The sequence below is a fragment of the Rhodococcus sp. IEGM 27 genome (genome assembly GCF_033142305.1).
GTDB lineage: Bacteria > Actinomycetota > Actinomycetes > Mycobacteriales > Mycobacteriaceae > Rhodococcus_F > Rhodococcus_F oxybenzonivorans.
This window is the reverse complement of record NZ_JAWLSG010000004.1, coordinates 456,876-476,729: the sequence shown is the minus strand read 5'-3', so window position 1 is coordinate 476,729 and position 19,854 is coordinate 456,876. Positions and strand designations below refer to the sequence as shown.

The following is a 19,854-nucleotide window of genomic DNA, read 5'->3' as shown; positions in this document are numbered from 1 at the left end:
TCGCGCGCACCGACCCGATGTTCAGCCCCAGTTCACCATCGGCTCTCCCGTCTCGAGGAGTGTCTTCAGTCCGCTCAGGACCTCGTTCCAGCCACCACCGGCGCCTTCCGGTTCGTGCTCGCCCGCGACCATCCGTGCCATCTGCGGGGCGTTGGTGAGATCATGCGTCACAGTCAATTTCGTGACTCCGGGTCGACTCGACGGCGCAATGTCGTAGGTGAGAGTGGTGAATCCTTCGATGTTGTCGGGGTCCATCAGCATGCGCCACGTCTGGACGAGCTTCTTCGGCGGATCGCACTCGAGCACCTCACCGTCGACGACGACGTCGGGCACCCCGGGGTGGGCCTTCATCTCTTCACTGGCGCGCGACTCGTACTTGCCTCCGGGCCGGAGGTCGTAATGCACGTGTCCGCCGTACCCGTACCTCTCCGACCACTCCGGCTTGGTGACGGCCTCCCAGATCGCCTCGGGCGTTGCCTTGATGTACACGGCATAAACCTGCACGAGTTCAGTCATTTCTCTTCCTCCAGTTCGGCTTTCAGCTGAGCGAGCGCCGCGGCATGGTGCTCGGTGTACTTGTCGATCCACCTCTGGTGGATCAGCTGGATCGGCACGGGGTTGAGATAATGCAGCTTTTCCCGGCCGGCACGACGCGTGACCACCAGGCCCGCGTCTTCGAGTACGCGCAGATGCTTCATGACCCCGAACCGGGTCATCTCGACCTGTGACTCGAGTTCGGTCAGCGTCTGACCGTCATGGGCGAACAATCGATCGAGAATCAGGCGGCGCGTCGGATCGGCCAGCGCCTTGAAGACGTGATCGTCGTCCATGGCTCCACGATAGGTGACCATTTGGTCACATGTCAACGAATTCGCGTCCAGTTCACCTCGGTGACACGGTGCGACGCCGAAGTCGGACATGTTCGCTCCCTAGCGTCCGGATGTCCCGTTGGCATGCATGGAGGTAACAGACAGTGACCACAGCACCACTCAATCGCCGCGGCTTCCTCGGCCGGACCGCGCTGACCGGCTTGGGCGTGGCGCTCGCCGGTAGTGTCGAGGCCTTCGTCCGACCTGCTGTGGCGTCCGCGGTGCCCGGTCGGGCGATCGGCTACGGGCCGCTGATTCCCGACCCGAACAGAATTCTCGCGCTCCCGGCCGGCTTCTCGTACACGGTGGTGTCCCGATCGGGCGACACCAGGTTGGACAGCGGTGAGTCCGTGCCCAGCGACTTCGACGCCAACGGAGTGTTCGCCCGGCAAGGTGGGGGATCCACTGTGGTCAGCAACCACGAGATCGGCAAGGACGAGCCGTTCGGCGTGCCCGCAGTCGAGGGGCTCACCTACGACACGGGTGCGCGCGGCGGTACCACCACCACAACGGTGGACGCGGAAGGGAAGTGGCTGGGTCAGTACGTGAGTGTGGCGGGGACGGTGAATAACTGCGCCGGCGGGATCACGCCGTGGGGCACATGGCTGACCTGCGAGGAAACCGAGGCCCGCGCAGGAACGGGCGGATTTCTCCTCGACCACGGGTACGTCTTCGAGGTCGATCCGGCCGGACAGGACGCCAACCGGGGCAAAAGCCCGGTGCCCTACAAATTCCTGGGCCGGTACGCACACGAGGCAGTCGCCGTCGATCCGGCGACCAATGCCATTTACCTGACCGAGGATGCCTCCGGTCCGAACGGCCTGTACTACCGGTGGACGCCGCCGCAGGGTTTCCGCGGGGGACCCGGCGCGCTCCGCGGACTGGCGCAGTCGTCGGGCGGGGATACCGCAGGCGCACTACAGGCCATGGCGTGCTTCCAGGACGGTGTCCACGTACGCGACCTGTCGCAGGCGACGGAACCCGGTGTCCGGTACGCGGTGCAGTGGGTGGACGTGCCCGACCGTGACGCCAAGAGCACCCCGGTGCGCAAGCAGTTCACCGACGACCAGGTGACGCGCAGCCGAAAGTTGGAGGGGCAGTGGTGGGGTGACGGTGGCGCCTACTTCGTCGCCAGCTTCGCGCGTACCGGCGACGGCAGTGCCGCCGAGCACGACGGCCAGGTCTGGTTCTACGACCCGGCAACGGAGACCATCACGCTGAAGACGTTGTTCGGCGTCAACCCGGACCCGGCCGTGGACACCGGAAACTACGACGGCCCCGACAACATCACCGTGTCACCGCACGGCGGTGTCATCCTCGCCGAGGACGGCGACGGCATCAGCCATCTGGTGGGGGTCACGGCGGAGGGCGAGCCGTTTGCGCTTGCCCGTAATGAATTGAACGACAGCGAGTTCTGCGGTCCGGCGTTCAGCGCGGACGGGAAGACGCTGTTCGCGAGCATTCAGTCGCCCGGGCTGCTTCTGGCGATCCGTGGTCCGTGGCGCCGCCCCGTGCTGTGAGCACTTGTTAACAGCGGGGTGTTAACAAGTACTCACAGGGGGTCATTCAGCGGAGGAGAACGCCGTTGCCGGTGTCCGTGACCGGGGTGCCGCCGAGCACGCCGGCCACCTGGTCTTCGCTGAGTCCGAGGTCGCGCAGGCGATCCCAGACCGCATCGAATTCGATGAGCTTGGCGTTGAGATCGTTTCGGAGGCGGTTCACCTCGTCACGAATCTTTTCGGCCTCGTCGATTGCTTCGAGGGTCTGCTCGGGCTGAGGCAGGAGCAGGGAAAGGAGCCGGTCACGAGCGTCCGCGCTGAGGCCTGCGAACGGTTGCTGGTCGGCGGGCGCCTCGTGCCTGCCTCCGCGGGAATCGGCGGACGGGATCGGCGTGGTATCCGACTCCGATGCCCGGTCGGCCGCCATGGCGTAGTCCGGTTCCTGCACCGGATCCTGGTCGCTCGACAGGTCGATGGTGCGACGCAGCGGGCGGTTGGGCAGCAGGATGACGGCGAGCAGGGTGACGAGGGCGACGAGTGCGGCGATGAGGAAGATCCGGCCGGTCGCGTCTCCGTATGCAGCACGAATGACGCTCTGCACGGGTGCGGGCATGGACGTGAGGTCCAGGCTGCCGCCACCGCTGCTCGACCCGGCCGGGATGCCGAGCTTGGCGAATCCGTCGGCAGAGAGGTCCGAGACCCGTGTCGCCAGGACCGAACCGAGAACCGAGACGCCGATGGCGCCACCGAAGGTTCGGAAGAAGGCGACCGAACTCGAGGCCGCACCGATGTTCTGGACGCTGACAGTGTTCTGCACGGCGAGCACCAGGTTCTGCATCAGCATGCCCATGCCCAGACCAATGATGGCAATGTAGAGGCTGACGAGGGTCAGGCTCGTCTCGTGATCGAGGGTGCTCAGCAGCCCGAAACCGATGATCATCAATACGGCGCCGCCGACGACGAACGACTTCCACTTCCCGAACCGGGTGATGAGCTGCCCGGAGCCGACCGTGCCGATGAGCATCCCGGCGACCATCGGAATGGTGAGGACGCCGGCCATCGTGGGGGTGTAGCCCCGCGAGGTCTGGAAGTACTGCCCGAGGAAGGTGGTGGAACCGAACATTCCGACACCGACGGCGACGGACGCGATGATCGCGAGGCCGGTGGTCCGCTCGGTGACGATCTTCAGCGGAATGATGGGAGCCTTCGCCTTGGCTTCGACCAGGACGGTTGCCACGAGGAGGAGCACACCGGTGCCGACGTACAGCGCCGTCTCGCGGGAGAACCACTCGTAGTAGCCGGCCTTACCTGCGAACGACACCCAGATGAGCAGGATGGACACGCCCGCGGTGAGCAGCAGCGCTCCGAGCCAGTCGATAGAGACGTCGTCCTTCTTCTCCGTCGGGAGGTGCAGTGTGCGCTGCAGCAGGAACAGTGCGACGACGGCGAGCGGGACGCAGACGAAGAACGTCCAGCGCCAGCCGAGGGGGCTGTCGACGATGACTCCGCCGAGGATCGGGCCGCCCGACATCGAGACCGCCATGACGGCACCCATGTAGCCGGAGTACCGGCCGCGCTCGCGGGGCGAGACGATGGTGCCGATGATGGCGACGACGAGCGCGGTCAGACCGCCCATGCCGACGCCCTGGATGACCCGTGCGGTCAGCAGTAGCGGCACGTTGTGCGCGAATCCGGCGATCACCGAACCGATGACGAAGATGACGATCGCGCTCTGGACCAGGACCTTCTTGTTGAACAGGTCGGAGAGCTTGCCCCAAATGGGCGTCGAGGCGGCGTTGGCCAGCAACGCGCTGGTGATGACCCAGGCGTACGCGGTCTGCGTCCCTTTCAGGTCACCGATGATCGTCGGCAGGGCGGTGGAGACGATAGTGGTGCTCAGCAACGCCGTGAAGAGGGCTGCGAGCAGGCCGGTGAGGGCTTCGAGAATCTGACGGTGGCTCATGGCCTGCGGTTCGCCGACCGGCGTGCGGATATCTGTTTCGGTCATACGCTTTGTGTTCCAATCGGGTTCGAGCTCGAGACGATCCGGTGCTCGGCATCGAAGAGTGTTTCCTTCAGATGCCGGATCGAGTCGAGGGCCGTGGCTGCCTCGGTTTCGTTCCATCCGGTCAGCATTTTTTGCATGCGTGCGGCGCGTCGTGTCCGTACGTGTTTCACGTACGCCGAGCCGTCGTCCGACACGCGTATTCGGAAGGCACGTCCGTCCGCAGGGTCCGGATGCCGGGTGACGTACCCGGCGTCGACCAGATCGGTGATCTGGCGACTGAGGGAAGACTGACTGACGCACATTTCCGTGGCCAGTTCGTTCTGCCGGCATTCACCCCTCCCGGCCAGGACGAGGAGAACTCCTGTCAGGGCGCGGGGGAGGTGGTCGTCGGCTTCCGACGCCAGGGCATCACGAAGCACCCGACCGAAGAGGAACACCTCGTCGATCAGAGCTTCGGTCGTGCCGAGCGAAACGGACGACACGGAAGACGCGGATGGCGTGGACATGGCAACAACCCCTGAGGACGAGTTACTTTCTGCATGCAACTATATACATCGTTACCCCAAGCAAGTAACTGATTTCGCTGTCTTTCGCGTCACAGAGCGTTGGACGAGGTGTTTCTGTGTCTCGTGGCCGATGACATTTCGAGACGGACGACCTCAACCTGATGCCACTTCTTCAGCGCACCTTTGCCCCCACCAGCTGCCTGTCCCGTGGTTCCACGTTGGTTTTGAGTAGCTGACGGCGGGATCCCGACCGTTCGGAGATGTCCCGTTTGACGGCCCGAAAGCAAAATCATCACCGGACGGGGCTATCGGGTTCGTGCTGGTCAGCGAGTTTCGGTCAGGGGGCGCCTTTCGGGACGTACCGGTCAGCGGTCCGTTACCGGAGATGACCACGTCGCGAATCTGTTTCGAGGGGCGACCAGGGATTAAGGCGCTGAATTGTGGTTGCCGGTGTCAGTGAGCCCGTACAGAAGTGAGTCGACGAGACGTTCGGAAAGAGCCGGGTCGAGCCGTTCTCGGGTGAGCACGACCTTGAAATGCAGGGGGGCGACGAGCATTTCCACCGCGAGGCGGGGGTCGGTGGTGTCTGGTAGTTCGCCGCGGTCGATTGCCCGGGTGATGATCTCACCGGAGTGTGCATAGCGGGTGTCCCAGTACCTCTTTCGCGCATCGCTGGCCGCCGTGTCGTCGCCGGCTGCGGCGAGCGCTCGATCGAAGGCGTTGCCCTGGGGGGTGCTCAGGTATGCCGTCAGCGAGGTGAGGTAGGCGGTCAGGTCCTCGCGCAGCGATCCGGTGTCGGGGACCGGGAGCAGTTCTTCGGCTTCCTCGAGCAACGCATCGATCATCAGGTTCTCGCGGGTGCCCCAGCGGCGGTAGATCGAGGTTTCGTGCACGCCGGCTCGGGTCGAGACGTCGGCCACGGTCAACCCGTCCATGCCGTGCGCGTGCAGCAGCTCGAGGGCGGCATCGAGTACTGCGCGACGGACCCGCGCGGATCGGCCGCCGGGACGAGGCCGGGTACGGGGTTCGGTCATGACCCACACTTTAACGCAAGACTCTTGCGTTAATGCTGTGACGCGGCGCATACTCACTAATGCAAGCAACTTGCTTTTAGGAGGCCGTGATGTGTTCACCGCAATCGATCCATTCCCACATCGGGTGCGCCGTGCGCTACGCGCGGTGCGTCACCGGGCACCTGGCATGACCGCGCCTGTCGGTGACCAGATCGCCGAACGCAGCGAGACAACGAACGGGATGCAAATCGACTGGGACGTGCCCGTGCCCCTGTCGGACGGCGTCGTACTGCGGGCGGATGTGTTCCGCCCAGATGACGACGGCGTGTACCCGGTGCTGATGACCCTCGGTCCGTACGGCAAGGGTCTCGCGTTCCAGGAGGGTTTCGCCCCGATGTGGCAACGCCTGGCCGCTGCGTATCCCGACGCGCTGGCCGGCTCGACCAACGCCTATCAGGTGTGGGAAACGGTCGATCCGGAGAAGTGGGTTCCGGACGGATACATCTGCATCCGGGTCGACTCCCGCGGCGCCGGCCGTTCCGCCGGGCTGCTGGACATGCTCGGTGAGCAGGAGGCCCGTGACTACTACGAGGCGATCGAGTGGGCCGCCACCCGAACCTGGTCGAACGGTCGGGTCGGCCTGCTCGGGATCTCGTATTATGCCGCCAACCAGTGGCTGGTCGCGGCGCTGCGGCCGCCGCACCTGACGGCGATCTGCCCGTGGGAGGGATTCACCGACTTCTACCGCGACCTCAATCGGCACGGTGGCATCTTGAGTCGGTTCGGGCAGGTCTGGCAGGACCACCAGATCTTCACCGTCCAACACGGGGTGGGTGAGCGCGGCCGGTGCAACCCCAACACCGGCGAACTCGTCGCCGGCCCCCCGACACTGAGCGAGGACGAACTCGCCGCGAACCGGGTCGAAACGATCGGCGAAGGCAAACGCCGAGAGCTGCTCGACGAGTTCAGTCGGGTCCGCACCCCGGACCTGACCCGCATCGACGTGCCGGTGCTGTCCGCCGCGAACTGGGCGCACCACCTGCATACCCGCGGCAACTTCGATGGCTATGCCCAGGTGTCGTCACCGCAGAAATGGCTCGAAGTGCACGGTCGCGAGCACTACGCCGAGTTCTACACCGACTACGGTGTCTCGCTGCAGAAGCGGTTCTTCGGCCACTTCCTCAAAGACGAAGCTACGGGCTGGGACCAGCAACCCCCGGTGCGGCTGAACGTGCGCCACGTCGACGGATCCTTCGAGGGTCGCGACGAACAGGAGTGGCCGCTGGCCCGGACCCGGTGGACCCGCTTCCACCTCGACGCCGATTCCCGGGCGTTGAGCACCACCGAGCCGAGCGCCGACCACACGATCGAGTTCCCGGCGCTGGGACCGGGGGTGGACTTCTGGACCGAGCCGCTGACCGAACCGTTGGAGATCACCGGACCGGCCTCCGCCCGGGTGCGCCTCGCGTCCTCGACCACCGATGCCGACCTCTTCGTCACCCTGCGCGTGCAAGACCCCGACGGAAACGAGGTTTCGCTGGTGTCCGCCATCGACGAACACGGTGTGCTCGCGGTGGGATGGTTGCGTGCCTCTCACCGTGAACTCGACGAGCAGCGCAGCGTGCCCCACCAGCCGCGGCATCCGCACACCCGCACCCTGCCGCTGATCCCCGGTCAGGCCGTCGACCTCGACGTCGAGATCTGGCCCACCTCCCTCGTCGTCCCGCCCGGCTACCGGCTCGGGGTTACCCTGTCGGGCCGCGACTTCCAGATGCCCGGCGACGGACCGTGGCCGGTGATCTACGGCATCGAGCAACGCGGAAACGGGGTCTTCGTGCACGACGACCCGGACGATCGCCCCGCCGGGATCTTCGACGGGATAACCACCCTGCACACCGGCCCGGACTCGGGAACCTCACTGCTGCTGCCCGTGATACCCGCTCAGGTATGAGCCGATTGCGTCGAGTCGCGCCGGTTCGGCCGTCCAGCAAGGCTCGTGCATCCGACTTCTCCTCCGCCCCAACCAACTAGGAACGCACAATGCGACGAATAGTCGACCTGTCCGTGTCATTGCAGGCAGGCATCGCCTCCGACCCACCCGGTCATCTGCCCGAGATCGACTACCTCGACCACCAACACACCCGTAAGGACCTGCTGCAGTTCTTTCCCGGCGCTCGGGTCGACGACCTGCCCGACGGGGAAGGGTGGGCCATCGAACGCGTCCGGCTGTCAACCCACAACGGCACCCACCTCGACGCCCCCTACCACTACGCGACCACCATGGACGACGGCCAACCGGCCATCACCATCGACGAGGTCCCGCTCGAGTGGTGCTTCGGGCGCGGCGTCAAACTCGACTTCCGGCACTTCGACGACGGCTACGTCGTCACCGCCGCGGACATCGACCGCGAACTGGACCGGATCGGACACACCCTGACCCCGTTCGACATCGTCCTGGTCAACACGAGCGCCGGCGCCCGGTACGGCCACGACGACTACGTGAACAGCGGCTGCGGCATGGGCCGCGAGGCGACACTGCACCTGCTCCGTCAGGGTGTGCGGGTCACCGGCACCGATGCCTGGAGCTGGGATGCGCCCTTCGTCCATACCGCCCGCCGGTACGCCGAAACCGGTGACGCCGGCATCATCTGGGAGGGCCACCGCGCCGGACGGGAAATCGGGTACTGCCACATCGAGAAGCTCGGCAATCTCGAATCGATCCCGTCCTCTGGTTTCCAGGTGGCGTGCTTCCCGGTGAAGATCCACCAGGCCTCGGCCGGATGGACCCGCGCAGTGGCGATCTTCGACGAGGAGCAGGCATGAGAATCGGTTCCCTGGTCGTCGACGGTGTCCAGCGCTACGGCATCGTCGACGGTGACCACATCACCCTGCTGGCGGAGTCCGCCGACGTCTTCGGCGTGCTCGCCGCCGGCGACCCGAAGGCGGCCCTGACCGGTCACCGGCTGCCCTGGGATCCGACCACCGAACTGGCGGTGCCGGTTCCGGTCGGAAGCATCCGTGACTTCATCACCTTCGAACAGCACACGGCAGGCTCGCTGCGCGCGGTCACCGGGGCGGACGCGATCCCGGACGCCTGGTACGAGGCACCCGCCTTCTACTTCACCAACCCGCATGCGGCGATCGGCTCGGGCGCCACGGTGCCGATGCCGCCGGGTTGCGAGGTACTCGACTTCGAGCTGGAAGTCGCGGTGGTGATCGGCGAAGCCGGCTACAACCTCTCCGTGGATGAAGCCTTCGATCACGTTGCCGGGTTCACCATCCTCAACGATTGGTCGGCCCGCGACCTACAGGGCCGAGAGATGCGCGTCGGGCTCGGACCGGCCAAGGGCAAGGACACCGCCACCACCCTCGGGCCGGTGCTGGTCACCGTGGACGAGTTCGTCGACCACGAGGTCGATGGTCGCTTCGACCTCGACATGGATGTCTTCGTCAACGGCACCCGCATCGGCGGCGACACCCTGGCGAACATGGCATGGACCTTCGCCGAGTTGATCTCCTACGCCAGCCGCGGCACCTGGGTGCGGCCCGGTGACGTGCTCGGTTCCGGAACCTGCGGTGCTGGCTGTCTCGCCGAACTATGGGGATGGCGCGGCGAACAGCATCCACCACCCCTGCGCATCGGGGACACCGTCACCATGACCGTGGAAGGGATCGGCACGATCCACAACACCGTGGTCGACGGCCCACCCCTACACACAGTTCCACCGGCCCGCCGGAAAGTGACCCGCTCAACTGACGCCTAGTTGAGGATCGCGCCGCTCAGGGATCCGCTAACGGAACGGGACCGAAGAGCCGCCGGCATGCGCACCACTTCGTCCCGGTGCTGGTTCCTGAATCGGGATAGCTGCTCTCGCCGACGAGGTGGATTGGGCCGGTGACATCATCGTCAAGTGAGACTGACAATTTTTCGAGAGCGCTCAGCGGCGTCTGTGGTCTTGGTTTTCACTGGGCTCGGCGCGCTGCTTAGTGTGCTCGGACTCTTTGCATGGCGGCACGCGACTCCCCTGGGTAGGCCCGTCGACGTGGGCATTCCACCGCCACCACCGCCGCCCATGGATGACGGCAAGATCGGCTACATGTACATCATCGATGGCTATGCCTATATCGATGGACCTCACTGGTTCCCGGCAACTGCCTGGTTCCTCTTAGCCGGAACCGCAGTAGCGCTCACTATCTCGGCGTTGCTGGTTCGAACGGGCTGGAGGCTCGTCCATGGCGCATCGGGAGAGCCGGGGGAACGGTGGCCGATCGTTACCGCCCTATTAGCATTCGGCGGGCTCTTCGGCCTCGCGGTATCGATCGCTGGTCGAGTCGCCCAGCCGCGGGCCTACTCAGTCGTTCAGGCAGAGCCGCGTGACCCTGAAAATCCCTATCCCGACTCGAACTTCATTCACTACGACGTGGGTCCGACCTGGGTGACGTTCACCGGCGTGGGTGCCGCCGCCAGCCTCATAGTGGGAAGCGTGCTACTTCTAGCCAATCTACGAGCCGCGCACACTGACGGCGGCGCGCAGGAGTCAGCGTCCTAGGTCGTTCCGATCGGCTATCGTGTACCGGGAAGTTGAGGCCACCGCGTATCGGTCAGTCCTACTCAAGCTCCGGGTGCCGCCGCAGCAATTCATGTTCCACTCGGCGGAGCGAGGTGATTTTCGCGGTCACGTCGTCGAGCCGCCGCTTTTCCTTCTCCAACCGGCCCTCGAGCTCTCTTACATCAAGCAGTAGCTGGTCTCGCTCAACCGATAGTCGGGTGATCTGATCGGCGGCGGGGTTGCTGCTCATCAACCTACGGTAAGTGGAACGCCGCCAGGTCTTGGCGATCTGTCATCGTTGTGAGACCCGCGAGTCGAACGGTGACCGGTCATCGATCCGCTTGCGGAACGGGACCGGAACAGCCGCCGGCGTGCGCTGGGGCGCGACTTCGTCCCGGTGCCGGTTCCGTTTGCGGAACGTCATTGGCGGCTGGCTGAATCCGTGTTGATGTAACGCGTGTGCCTGTTCCCTGCTCCTGGCGCCGCGCGCTGGAGGCACAGGCGTGCGTCGGGAATGACCTCGCGTTATCCCAGAGCCGCCCTTGACGTGAGCGTCCGCGTCGGCTTGATTTGCTTCATGCAGTTCGCCGCGCCAGCCGAGCACTATGACCGCTTCATGGGGCGCTACGCGCCGTCACTGGCAGCAGTGTTCGCCGATGCCGCCGGCGTGACGTCGGATCAGCGAGTCTGTGACGTGGGCTGCGGGCCGGGCGGCCTCACACGGGAACTCGTCGCACGGGTAGGTGCGACGAACGTCGCGGCAATCGACCCGGCACCACAATTCACGGCGGCGTGCCGCGAGCGCAATCCGGGTGTCGACGTCCGCGAGGGCGTGGCCGAACAGCTGCCCTGGGCGAACGCAGAATTCGATATCACGCTCTCCTCGCTGGTGCTCGGCTTCATGAGCGATGCCGAGCAAGGCGTGCGGGAGATGGCACGCGTCACGCGGCCGGGCGGCACCGTTGCTGCCTGCATGTGGGACACCGCGACAGGCGGTATGACGATGCTCCGGGTGTTCTGGACCGCGGTGTGCCAGTTCGACGCCGGCGTGGAGGGCGAGTCCCAGATGGCGGGTACCGCCGAAGGCGACATCGCGGAACGGTTTCGCCGAGCCGACCTGACGAACGTGGTCGGCGGCCAACTCACCGCCCGTGCGGACTACGTCGACTTCGACGACTTCTGGCAGCCATTCACATTTGCGGTGGGCCCCGCCGGCCAGTACCTGCAGTCCCTGTCCGGTGAGCGACGGGCGAGTGTGCGCGAGGCGTGCCGGGCAGCCCTCCCTCCCGGGCCCTTCTCTCTGGATGCCCGCGCCTGGTACGCGCGTGCGACAGTCCCCATCGAGGCCGTTTCCCCTGAATGAGTCGATCGTCGAGGAGCGGCCGGGGCGTGTCTCGTCAGCGCGCTAGCGAACGCACGCCGACAGGTGGACTTCGCCTGCTGGCCCATTCGGACCGGTGATTGCACCTGTCACCCATCGACTAACGCTCATCGCCGTCGTGGTCCTGCTCTGACACACGGTCGGATGCCAGCTCAGTCCAAGCTGGAGCGGCGTGGGTTCGGACAAACTGGCGAAATCGAGATCCTCAATCCACCCAACATGCCGTGCCCCCGGTACCACCGGCGAAGGTCCCGTTTGGGTGAACTTGTCGTTCAGTACCGGGAGTAGTGCTGTCCAGTCGCCTGTTCACCAGCGCAGATGCACTTTCGGTCGAGCTTTCGGTCCGAGGTCACGGCGCAAAACCGAATACCGAGCGCATCGTGGGAATCCGGGCTGTGCGGACATGCCGTGCAGGACAGCGTCGATTCCATTGCCAGTGCAGGGCTAGGTGACTCGGAAACTGCTAGAGAGTTCGACACATCGGTCGGGTTCGACGCCATGGCGGCGCTCCAGTTCTCGGCCCTTTTGACTTAGGACCGGTTTGGGCGCCGAGGACGACATGGCTTGACCGCGCATGTTCGAATGGCCCTCGACATCCACGAGGCTACACTTCCCGCCGCACTTTTAGCTCCGCGGGTGAACGACCCTCACACAGCAGAGGTGTCAGCGCACGAACCGTGATGCGGGGCCGCGTCGACGGTTCACAACGTCCCGACGACCCCTTTCGACCCTCGGCGATCCTGTCGCAATTGCACTCGAACGAGTCCTCGATGCTTCGTTGCGGAATCTGCGCCGTAAGCGGATCGCTGACCGGCTAGTGGTCTAGTGCTTCGGGCCGCGCAACGGCTACGGGCGACCGCTGACGCTTGGAACGGGCGACTTTCGCACGCGACTGGATAAGGGACTGCCTATCTAGCTTGTCGGCGGATCGACCATGCGTAGAAGGACGTCGACGGTTGCTCGGTTCTCGAGCTCCGTGTTCGGGTGGGTGAGCATGCTCTCGATGACGAACACGATCACGCGAGTCATCGGCTCGATGTCGGCATCGGACACGCCCAACAGGGTGAGATTAGACGCGAGCCACCCTTCCCATGTCGAATGGAAAGCGTTGTGCCAGTCGTCTATTTCAGGTGACTGAGCCTTGCGCACATGAACGGTGTCGACCAGTCGGTGGTATCCGGTGAGCTCCCGGACCGCCCAGAGAATGCGGTCTCCGAGCGGCAGCTCACCCAGGGCGGTGAAGCGGATGAGGGTCTGGGCGTGAACGTCGTCAAGCACACCGATCAGCAACTGGTCCTTGTCTCGGAAGTACCAGTAGATGGTGTTCGCGGTCACCCCAGCCGCGGCCGCGATCTTGCCCATCGTCGTGTTGTCGTAACCGTCGTCGACGAACAACCTGGTCGCAGCCGTGACGATCTCGGCCCGCTTCTCGGTTCGGTCGACGGGCGCGCGGTTCCGGGGCATGCGGAAACTTTAGCTTGATTGCCGATCAAGACACTGCTACCGTCCCCTTGAATGTCAATCAAGAACGCTGGGACCGCGCGGCGGATGCCACCGGAACAGCCCTCACCGAGAAACGAGAGTCGCGCCATGCACACCGGGGACGATGCCACATACTCGCGCACTGACGAATGGTTCGAATCCGAGGGCGTGCGCTGCGCGGTAACGGTGTTCCGTCCCGCTGCCGCCACGACCGACACGCCCGCCGTGGTGATGGCTCACGGCTTCGGCACACCCCGCGCTTTGCGCCTTTATGCGTACGCGGACGTTTTCGCCCGTGCCGGGTACACGGTCCTCGTCTTCGACTATCGGCACTTCGGTGAAAGCGAAGGCGAGCCGCGCCAGCTTCTCGATATTCCCAAGCAGCACCAGGACTACCGCAACGCCATTGCCTACGCCCGATCGCTGGACGGGGTAGATGCGCGGCGCATCGTCGGCTGGGGCACCTCGTTCGCGGGCGGTCACGTGCTCACCCTGGCGGGAACGGGCGAGGACTTCGCGGCCGTCATCGCGCAGGTCCCACACGTCAGTGGTCCTGCGGCCGTGCGCGCAACCGGCCTGCGCAACACGCTGCGCGTTCTGCCGTCCGCCGTCATCGACCAGACGCGGGCTTTACTGAAGCGATCACCGCGCTACATCGACTCCATAGGTCGACCGGGAGATACGGCCGTGATGACCTCGCCCGACGCGATGGACGGGCGCGACCGGCTCCTTGCTGAATCCGGCCTGAAGGATGGCGACTACCTCGAGACCGTGGCCGCACGCATTCTTCTGAAGATCGGTCTGTACTCCCCCGGCCGCACCGCGGGTGCGATTTCGTGCCCCACACTGGTTCAGATCATGGCCGACGACGCGGTCACCCCGGCCTCGGTCGCGCAGAAGACGGCATCAAGGATCCCGCACGCGACCGTCCACGTGCACCGCGGTGGCCACTTCGACCCCTACGTCGAACCGATGTTCCCGATCGTGATCGACGAGCAGCTGTCGTTCCTGAAGACAGCAGTGCCGCTGACGCCCTGAAAGTGGCAACCCCTCCCGAGAAGGCCGAATGCCGGGGACACCCGGACATACGACAAGAGCGAGGCGTCTCACCGTTGAGCGTCTCTGGCACGACCGTTATCGGGAGCTGGTCACATGAGACACCACAAGGGGATCCTTCTCCGGAGCTCAGACTCGTACCCAGTGATCGTCGCATCGTCGCCACAAGGCTGGCTCGTCTTCGACGTGAGCGACGTCGTTGTTCAGCCACCACGTTGCGTCCGGGTTCCAACCGGCCAGGACAGTTGCACCCTCGTTGTTCGCCAATGGGATTGCGAGACCGGGTGTGGTCAGGTAGCCGTGCAAAGTCAGGTGCACAGCGTCGTAGTCGTCGGCCACCGCAACCCAGTCAGGAATGAACCAGTCGTGATACTCGCCGGTGGTGTCGAACCAATCGGAGCGCTTGGACTCGGGCACGAACAGGGGATACGCGTCGACCAAACGCGCCCAGTCCGTCGGATTCGTGATCTCGTATACCCGCGGTGTTGTACTACGGACCGAGACCGGCCAGACCCGCGCTTCGTCCCCGCCGAACGAGTCCTCCTCCAGGAGCAATTCCAGTGCGCCCACGTCATCCCGCGCCCGGCTGGTTTCCAAGGCGGCACTGGGTAACGGTGTCGACCACCATTCACCACCGATGGCATTGTCCGGACGCTCCGCGCGCCAAGTACGAAACCGTGCTTCGCCCGCGAGGACGTGGTCACGCCAGTGATCGAGGCCGACGGCAGCACTGCGGTACGGCAGCGTCGATTCCGGCCACTCCTCGTTCGAAGGCAGATGGCCAACCATCCGCTGGTTGTCGAGATCGAGCGGATCCGCCCACCACCGGGTATGCGGGGAGTCCAGAACGGCGGCAGCTACCGGATGTAAAGCCGCCACGGTGTCCGGTCTGGCGAACATGACGTCCTGCTCGTCCGGCGGTTGCCAGTACCGTGCCCAGTCGGTCGCGAACGCGAGAGCGTTGAGTAGGTCCAGTTCGGACAGCCGCGAGATGGCTCGAGCGTCGACTGCCTGGATGACCTCGAGCACGTCTGCAGGCGCTCGTGGACGGGCGGCTCGCTGGTCCGTACGGCACATGTACGCGACGTTCGCGCAAAAGAATCGCCCGCGTGGTGACGCGAGAACGAGAGTGACCAGGTCCATCAGTGAACGCTATCGAACCCACCCCGCAAGTGGATCCGATTGAGGTAGCGTGCCAGCGCACGTTCGGCGGCGACCCGCCCTCGTCTCGAAAGTGGATCGATGAGCGGGCACAGATCGGCAATCGAAAAGTGAGAGGCACCGATATGGTTCGGTGGTGGCCGAAATTGCCAGCCGGCGCCGCACCCAACCACCGCCGCCTCACATCGTCTACGAAGCCCTCACCGACCCTGACCGTGACCCCGTTCGTCGGTGGCTGATCCTGCACAACGACGAACAACGTCCCACGATCACAGAAGCGGTCGAACCGAACCTCGTCGTATGGACTTCGATCTGGCCGTGGCGTCCGGACGCACGGATCCGCTTCGACATCGTTGGCCCACCCCACGGCAGCACCACTCTGTCCTGGACGTTGATCGTCGACAACCCGGTCCCGGACGTGGAGACGACCGTCCGCATGCGCAAGCGAGTGAACGAACTCATCAACGCGAACCTGCGCTTCACGTTCGGGCAATAGTCAGCCGATCGGGATTGAGGACCGTTTACCGATCCCTCACCGGTTGTCGATCCGCTCTCGGCACGAGCGCCGACCCGTGCGGATGCGCGCTGGGCGCCGATCTCGTCCCGGTACAGGTTCGCCTATCGGAGCACCGGATGACGATGGGCTACTACCTCAGTGCGCGTGGCCGCCTCCTCCGGGGACCAGTAGCGACCTTCGAGGACAGCCACAACCTGAATGCTTCGGCCGTCGCCGCCTGCACAGTCGTCCCACGGGCGGCTACTTCGATCTTCATCTGCTGCAGCAAGTCTGGGTCCAAGCGGGCAGCGAACTGCACACGCGTCGTAGAATCCGCAGACGTTGGAGCGGACTTGGATGAAGTCTTCGGCACGAGCGAGCGGGTGGCATGCTCGATGAAGTAGCCGACCTGTTTGTGGAACTCGCGGGTGTGCTCGTCCTTCAGGTCGAACTCGTACTCGACACCGTTGACCGCGAAGGTGATCTTCTCACCTTCTTCGCCGAACACTGTCCAGTCGATATCGTCGACGAGTTCGACAACTACCTTGCGCGCCACAGTTCTCCCGATGCCTCATGGACGTCTTGATACAGCCACAGTATTGGGAGCTGCGCGAAAACGGGTTGACCGCTGAGGGACGTGTCCGAACGGGAATGGGTGGTGAACTGCACGAATGATCGCCTGCGAAGCAGACCGATGCAGCTATAAATTCCAGGTGACTGGCGGAGATGCAGTGGTCAAGTCCCAGGGCGTGGTGTACGACGGTCGTCGCGTGACTCCTCGTGGGGTTATGCGGTCAGAGCCGCCGGCGTCGCCTCCTCGGTAGGTTCGGGTGTTGCGTGGGTGCCGCGGGAGCGGGCGAGCACGTCGAGGCCGAGATAGCGGCGGGCTTCGATCCACTCGTCGTGCTGCTCGGCGAGGACGGCTCCGACGAGCCGGATGAGGGCGGTGCGATCGGGGAATATCCCGACGACATCGGTTCTGCGGCGGATCTCCTTGTTCAGCCTCTCCTGGGGATTGTCGAACCAGATCTGCCGCCAGATCTGTTTCGGGAAGGCCGTGAAGGCGAGGAGGTCGGCCCGCGCGGAGTCGAGATGATCGGCTACCTTTGGCAGCTTCTCCGACAAGGCGTCGATCCCCCGATCATATTGAGCACGAACAGAATCGGCGTCCGGCTGGTCGTAAACGGAGTGCAGGAGCGCACGCACCCAGGGCCACGAATTCTTCGGCGTCTGGGACATGAGATTGGTCGAATAATGCGTCCGGCACCGTTGCCAAGCGGCCCCGGGCAGGGAGGCGCCGATCGGCGACACGAGGCCGGCGTGGGCGTCGGAGGTCACCAACCGCACCTCGGACAGGCCGCGGGCGACCAGCGACCGGAAGAACGCCAACCAACCGGCCCCGTCCTCGGCGGAGGTCACCTCGATTCCCAGGATTTCCCGGTAACCCTCGGCGTTCACTCCGACCGCGACCAGGGCGTGCACGTTCACCACCCGCCCGTTCTCCCGGACTGGGTGTCGAGGTCCTTCGCCATCACCGACACCTGGGATTTCGACAGTGAGGTGATACCGAGCGAGTCGACCAGTTTCGCATCCGTGGATCGAGACGCCGAGCAGGTACGCCCCCAAGCACTTCGTGCAGGGAGGCACCCCCGGTGGCCACCACCGACGTCAGGGCGCGTTCGGCACGCTTGCGGCTGCAGCAACCAGTCCGGAAAGTACGAGCCGGACCGCAGCTTCGGGATCGCCACGTCGAGAGTCCCGGCGCGGGTGGGGGTACCTCCCTGCACGAAGTGCTTGGGGGAGCGAAATCCCGGTGGCGATAGCCGTTCCGGGAGTTGGTGCGGTTCTCCGAGCGCTCACCGAAACCGGCGCCGCACAGGCTGTCGGACTCGGCGCCCATCAGCGCATCGATGAACGTGGACAACAAACTCCGCAGCAGGTCAGGGCTGGCGTCGGTTTGGCGATCGGTCAAGAACTGGTGCAGGTCGATATCGTGGGCACTGGTCATCGCGTGGTCCAACACCCGAGTGACTTTGGTCGGTCTCTCGAAGAGTCACGCGATGGCCGCCTTCTTGGGCTACGACACGCCGTTCCGATGCGCATCCGGTTCGTACACCATCATCGTGGACGCAACCCTCCACCTCGGCAGTGTCGGCTGAGGCCACCGCATGGAGATCTCGGTGTTGTTGCAGGTCACGCTATCGAATAAGCAGGTTTAGGTTGCTGGCTACGCTGGGGGTATGGAGCACTACGTTCGCAAGGAACCTATTCCGTACGGGTCTGCGGCTGCCCCGGTTCGTTCGGGAAATCGGTTCTGGAGGACCCTCCAGGGATTGGGGATCACGCTTCGAGGGTTGATGCAGGACCGGAAGCCGAGTCCTTACTCGTCACTTTCTCCTCGACGCATGGACGGCTCGCATACCGACATCTTTCCCTTCAACAGCAGTGGTGGAGGAGCAGGCGGCGGCGGGGCCGGTTGATACTCGAAACCGTCGGTTGATGTGCCACTGGTGCCCGCTTCAGGGGCTGCCGTCACTGTCCTGCACTTCAGATCCGATGCCGTCGCCGGCGGGCGGCGATGCGTTCTGAAGTAGGCGGTAGGTAGCAGCACCGCTTTTGACTTCGTCGGAGGTGACGGAACCAGTGTCTCCGAAGATGACCACTCTGTCGCCCGGGGCAACACGATTCGCTCCGATGGTGCACTCGCCGGATTCGGCCGATGCCAGGTTGGCTTCGCCGGTGACGGTCACCGTGGCGGCGGAGGTTTCCGGCACGTCGGTTGTGGTCGAGCAGCTCGTCAGGATCAGTACTCCGGCAGCTGCCGTGGCCGCGCCCGCGATCTGACCCAGTCTCTGCCTCATATGCAGTCACGATAGACAGTCTGAGTTGTGGTCGTGGTTGGACTCCGAAAGGAGATGCAGGGAAGATAGTTTGACCTCCATCTGGAGTTCCAATTGGCGATCGGTGACGGTCACCGACGAACGCCGGCGTCCGCACGGTGCCGTCCAGCGAAATTGTCTCGCCCATGCTGCTGCTTGGGTGACACACTCACCTCATGGGCGCGGTCGGCGATGTCGCAGTGTCGGTGCTCCAAGAGGCAGGCGTGACACTTGCTGCTGGACTCACCGATTCCGAGATTGATTCTGTTCATGCCTGTTTCGCCTGTGTTCATCTGGATCTGTTGAAGACTGCGTTGCCCCTCTGGGAAAGGTGTCCGGACTGGCGTGAGGGCGACGACGCTGAGCTGCAGCGCATGCTGGCCTGGCCGGTCGAAAGCTTCGTGTGGGACGTGCTCCACCAGCCCGATGCCTCGTGCACGCCGCGTGGGGTGTGCTAGGGCTTCCGGCGGCGGGGGTTCGCGGAGCGGGGTGGATTCGCGCGGAGGTGATCTGCGGCTCGACCGAGGATACGCGCGAGCTCGTCCACGTCTTGGTTGGACAGAGCCGAGAAGAGCAGGCGGTGAAGAGCTTCGATGTGCCCGGGGAATACCGTCGTCAGGACGGCGCGGCCGGCGTTGGTGATGGCGACGTCGATGCTGCGCTCGTCCTCGGGTGAGGGTGTGCGGGTGACGAGCCCGCGTTGTTCGAGTTGTTGCGCTTGGTACGTCAGTCCGCTGCGGCTGTAGACCACCCCGTCGGCGAGGTCTGTCATGCTCTGTCGCCCGTCGGGCGCGTCGCCCAGGCGGGCCAGGAGCTGGAACTGTACGTAGCTCAGGTCGCCGGCATCGCGGAGCTGCTTTTCCACGGCATGGCGAAGCAGACTGCTCACCTCCGTGAAGGCGAAATACGCCTCGAGCTGTGTCTCTGAGAGTGCTGGGGGTGTGTCGGTCATGT

At 64.7% G+C, this 19,854-nt stretch carries 21 protein-coding genes and 2 pseudogenes; 9 read left to right on the top strand and 14 right to left on the bottom strand.

The window, feature by feature from the left end:
* Positions 1-21: 21 nt before the first annotated feature.
* Positions 22-516 carry an SRPBCC family protein gene (locus R4P95_RS17005; RefSeq protein ID WP_317745845.1) on the bottom strand — a complete coding sequence of 165 codons (495 nt, stop codon included), beginning with the start codon at positions 514-516 and terminating at the stop codon, positions 22-24.
* Positions 513-830 carry a metalloregulator ArsR/SmtB family transcription factor gene (locus tag R4P95_RS17000; RefSeq protein ID WP_317745846.1) on the bottom strand — a complete coding sequence of 106 codons (318 nt, stop codon included), beginning with the start codon at positions 828-830 and terminating at the stop codon, positions 513-515. Before R4P95_RS17000 ends, R4P95_RS17005 begins: the two co-directional genes overlap by 4 nt.
* A gap of 143 nt (positions 831-973) precedes the next feature.
* Here R4P95_RS17000 and R4P95_RS16995 point away from each other — a divergent pair, with 143 nt between their 5' ends.
* Complete coding sequence (locus R4P95_RS16995) at positions 974-2,389, top strand: alkaline phosphatase PhoX (RefSeq protein ID WP_317745847.1); 1,416 nt, start codon at positions 974-976, stop codon at positions 2,387-2,389.
* Positions 2,390-2,435: 46 nt separating this feature from the next.
* Here R4P95_RS16995 and R4P95_RS16990 read toward each other — a convergent pair whose 3' ends face one another.
* From R4P95_RS16990 to R4P95_RS16980, 3 genes are all read right to left on the bottom strand, one after another.
* On the bottom strand, positions 2,436-4,376 hold the full coding sequence (locus R4P95_RS16990) for an MDR family MFS transporter (protein ID WP_397517720.1): 1,941 nt from the start codon (positions 4,374-4,376) through the stop codon (positions 2,436-2,438).
* A complete protein-coding gene (locus tag R4P95_RS16985; protein WP_213576583.1) occupies positions 4,373-4,882 on the bottom strand; it encodes a MarR family winged helix-turn-helix transcriptional regulator in 510 nt (169 codons plus the stop codon). The genes R4P95_RS16990 and R4P95_RS16985 overlap by 4 nt, the downstream gene beginning before the upstream one ends.
* 425 nt (positions 4,883-5,307) lie before the next feature.
* Positions 5,308-5,916 carry a TetR/AcrR family transcriptional regulator gene (locus R4P95_RS16980; RefSeq protein ID WP_213576584.1) on the bottom strand — a complete coding sequence of 203 codons (609 nt, stop codon included), beginning with the start codon at positions 5,914-5,916 and terminating at the stop codon, positions 5,308-5,310.
* Positions 5,917-6,082: 166 nt separating this feature from the next.
* On the opposite strand from R4P95_RS16980, the gene R4P95_RS16975 reads away from it, so the two are divergent.
* The 4 genes from R4P95_RS16975 to R4P95_RS16960 all read left to right on the top strand — a co-directional run bounded on the left by R4P95_RS16975 (position 6,083) and on the right by R4P95_RS16960 (position 10,445).
* Entirely contained in the window at positions 6,083-7,846 is a 1,764-nt protein-coding gene (locus R4P95_RS16975) for a CocE/NonD family hydrolase (RefSeq protein ID WP_249354404.1), read from the top strand.
* 89 nt (positions 7,847-7,935) lie between these two features.
* Positions 7,936-8,718: a cyclase family protein gene (locus R4P95_RS16970; protein WP_317745848.1), complete on the top strand. Its 783-nt coding sequence runs from the start codon at positions 7,936-7,938 to the stop codon at positions 8,716-8,718.
* Positions 8,715-9,659, top strand: coding sequence for a fumarylacetoacetate hydrolase family protein (locus tag R4P95_RS16965; RefSeq protein WP_213576586.1), 945 nt, complete (start codon positions 8,715-8,717; stop codon positions 9,657-9,659). Before R4P95_RS16970 ends, R4P95_RS16965 begins: the two co-directional genes overlap by 4 nt.
* Positions 9,660-9,806: 147 nt before the next feature.
* Entirely contained in the window at positions 9,807-10,445 is a 639-nt protein-coding gene (locus R4P95_RS16960) for a hypothetical protein (protein ID WP_317745849.1), read from the top strand.
* Between the two features lie 58 nt (positions 10,446-10,503).
* Here the strand turns inward: R4P95_RS16960 and R4P95_RS16955 are convergent, their stop codons facing one another.
* Positions 10,504-10,695 carry a hypothetical protein gene (locus R4P95_RS16955; RefSeq protein ID WP_317745850.1) on the bottom strand — a complete coding sequence of 64 codons (192 nt, stop codon included), beginning with the start codon at positions 10,693-10,695 and terminating at the stop codon, positions 10,504-10,506.
* A gap of 327 nt (positions 10,696-11,022) precedes the next feature.
* On the opposite strand from R4P95_RS16955, the gene R4P95_RS16950 reads away from it, so the two are divergent.
* A complete protein-coding gene (locus R4P95_RS16950) occupies positions 11,023-11,808 on the top strand; it encodes a class I SAM-dependent methyltransferase (protein WP_317745851.1) in 786 nt (261 codons plus the stop codon).
* A gap of 290 nt (positions 11,809-12,098) precedes the next feature.
* Here the strand turns inward: R4P95_RS16950 and R4P95_RS16945 are convergent, their stop codons facing one another.
* A complete protein-coding gene (locus R4P95_RS16945; protein ID WP_249354601.1) occupies positions 12,099-12,257 on the bottom strand; it encodes an RGCVC family protein in 159 nt (52 codons plus the stop codon).
* 481 nt (positions 12,258-12,738) lie between these two features.
* Positions 12,739-13,290 (bottom strand): helix-turn-helix domain-containing protein, encoded by a 552-nt coding sequence (locus R4P95_RS16940; protein WP_317745853.1) that lies wholly within the window; start codon positions 13,288-13,290, stop codon positions 12,739-12,741.
* Between the two features lie 126 nt (positions 13,291-13,416).
* On the opposite strand from R4P95_RS16940, the gene R4P95_RS16935 reads away from it, so the two are divergent.
* Complete coding sequence (locus R4P95_RS16935; protein ID WP_317745854.1) at positions 13,417-14,346, top strand: alpha/beta hydrolase; 930 nt, start codon at positions 13,417-13,419, stop codon at positions 14,344-14,346.
* Between the two features lie 147 nt (positions 14,347-14,493).
* On the opposite strand, the gene R4P95_RS16930 is transcribed toward R4P95_RS16935, so the two are convergent.
* Positions 14,494-15,507, bottom strand: a complete 1,014-nt coding sequence (locus R4P95_RS16930) for a hypothetical protein (protein WP_317745855.1) — start codon at positions 15,505-15,507, stop codon at positions 14,494-14,496.
* Positions 15,508-15,661: 154 nt separating this feature from the next.
* Here R4P95_RS16930 and R4P95_RS16925 point away from each other — a divergent pair, with 154 nt between their 5' ends.
* Positions 15,662-16,021 (top strand): hypothetical protein, encoded by a 360-nt coding sequence (locus R4P95_RS16925; RefSeq protein ID WP_317745856.1) that lies wholly within the window; start codon positions 15,662-15,664, stop codon positions 16,019-16,021.
* 151 nt (positions 16,022-16,172) lie between these two features.
* On the opposite strand, the gene R4P95_RS16920 is transcribed toward R4P95_RS16925, so the two are convergent.
* The 4 genes and pseudogenes from R4P95_RS16920 to R4P95_RS16905 form a co-directional block, all read right to left on the bottom strand.
* Complete coding sequence (locus R4P95_RS16920) at positions 16,173-16,577, bottom strand: histone-like nucleoid-structuring protein Lsr2 (RefSeq protein WP_317745857.1); 405 nt, start codon at positions 16,575-16,577, stop codon at positions 16,173-16,175.
* 230 nt (positions 16,578-16,807) lie between these two features.
* A pseudogene (locus R4P95_RS16915) lies at positions 16,808-17,769 on the bottom strand (IS256 family transposase).
* 113 nt (positions 17,770-17,882) lie between these two features.
* Positions 17,883-18,029: pseudogene (locus tag R4P95_RS16910) on the bottom strand (IS256 family transposase); the annotation flags it as partial.
* A gap of 511 nt (positions 18,030-18,540) precedes the next feature.
* Complete coding sequence (locus tag R4P95_RS16905; protein ID WP_317745858.1) at positions 18,541-18,882, bottom strand: hypothetical protein; 342 nt, start codon at positions 18,880-18,882, stop codon at positions 18,541-18,543.
* Between the two features lie 194 nt (positions 18,883-19,076).
* On the opposite strand from R4P95_RS16905, the gene R4P95_RS16900 reads away from it, so the two are divergent.
* Positions 19,077-19,358 (top strand): hypothetical protein, encoded by a 282-nt coding sequence (locus R4P95_RS16900; protein WP_317745859.1) that lies wholly within the window; start codon positions 19,077-19,079, stop codon positions 19,356-19,358.
* Here the strand turns inward: R4P95_RS16900 and R4P95_RS16895 are convergent.
* Complete coding sequence (locus R4P95_RS16895; RefSeq protein ID WP_213576594.1) at positions 19,355-19,852, bottom strand: MarR family winged helix-turn-helix transcriptional regulator; 498 nt, start codon at positions 19,850-19,852, stop codon at positions 19,355-19,357. The genes R4P95_RS16900 and R4P95_RS16895 overlap by 4 nt on opposite strands.
* Positions 19,853-19,854: the final 2 nt, after the last annotated feature.

Excerpts from the sequence above, each read along its gene's own strand:
- R4P95_RS16935 (WP_317745854.1), top strand. The coding sequence starts at position 13,417 with ATGCACACCGGGGACGATGCCACATACTCGCGCACTGACGAATGGTTC.
- R4P95_RS16985 (WP_213576583.1), bottom strand. The coding sequence starts at position 4,882 with ATGTCCACGCCATCCGCGTCTTCCGTGTCGTCCGTTTCGCTCGGCACG.
- R4P95_RS16970 (WP_317745848.1), top strand. The coding sequence starts at position 7,936 with ATGCGACGAATAGTCGACCTGTCCGTGTCATTGCAGGCAGGCATCGCC.
- R4P95_RS16930 (WP_317745855.1), bottom strand. The coding sequence starts at position 15,507 with ATGGACCTGGTCACTCTCGTTCTCGCGTCACCACGCGGGCGATTCTTT.
- R4P95_RS16955 (WP_317745850.1), bottom strand. The coding sequence starts at position 10,695 with ATGAGCAGCAACCCCGCCGCCGATCAGATCACCCGACTATCGGTTGAG.
- R4P95_RS16905 (WP_317745858.1), bottom strand. The coding sequence starts at position 18,882 with ATGAGGCAGAGACTGGGTCAGATCGCGGGCGCGGCCACGGCAGCTGCC.
- R4P95_RS16945 (WP_249354601.1), bottom strand. The coding sequence starts at position 12,257 with ATGGAATCGACGCTGTCCTGCACGGCATGTCCGCACAGCCCGGATTCC.
- R4P95_RS16965 (WP_213576586.1), top strand. The coding sequence starts at position 8,715 with ATGAGAATCGGTTCCCTGGTCGTCGACGGTGTCCAGCGCTACGGCATC.
- R4P95_RS16950 (WP_317745851.1), top strand. The coding sequence starts at position 11,023 with ATGCAGTTCGCCGCGCCAGCCGAGCACTATGACCGCTTCATGGGGCGC.
- R4P95_RS16895 (WP_213576594.1), bottom strand. The coding sequence starts at position 19,852 with ATGACCGACACACCCCCAGCACTCTCAGAGACACAGCTCGAGGCGTAT.
- R4P95_RS16980 (WP_213576584.1), bottom strand. The coding sequence starts at position 5,916 with ATGACCGAACCCCGTACCCGGCCTCGTCCCGGCGGCCGATCCGCGCGG.
- R4P95_RS16975 (WP_249354404.1), top strand. The coding sequence starts at position 6,083 with ATGACCGCGCCTGTCGGTGACCAGATCGCCGAACGCAGCGAGACAACG.
- R4P95_RS16990 (WP_397517720.1), bottom strand. The coding sequence starts at position 4,376 with ATGACCGAAACAGATATCCGCACGCCGGTCGGCGAACCGCAGGCCATG.
- R4P95_RS17005 (WP_317745845.1), bottom strand. The coding sequence starts at position 516 with ATGACTGAACTCGTGCAGGTTTATGCCGTGTACATCAAGGCAACGCCC.
- R4P95_RS17000 (WP_317745846.1), bottom strand. The coding sequence starts at position 830 with ATGGACGACGATCACGTCTTCAAGGCGCTGGCCGATCCGACGCGCCGC.
- R4P95_RS16940 (WP_317745853.1), bottom strand. The coding sequence starts at position 13,290 with ATGCCCCGGAACCGCGCGCCCGTCGACCGAACCGAGAAGCGGGCCGAG.
- R4P95_RS16900 (WP_317745859.1), top strand. The coding sequence starts at position 19,077 with ATGGGCGCGGTCGGCGATGTCGCAGTGTCGGTGCTCCAAGAGGCAGGC.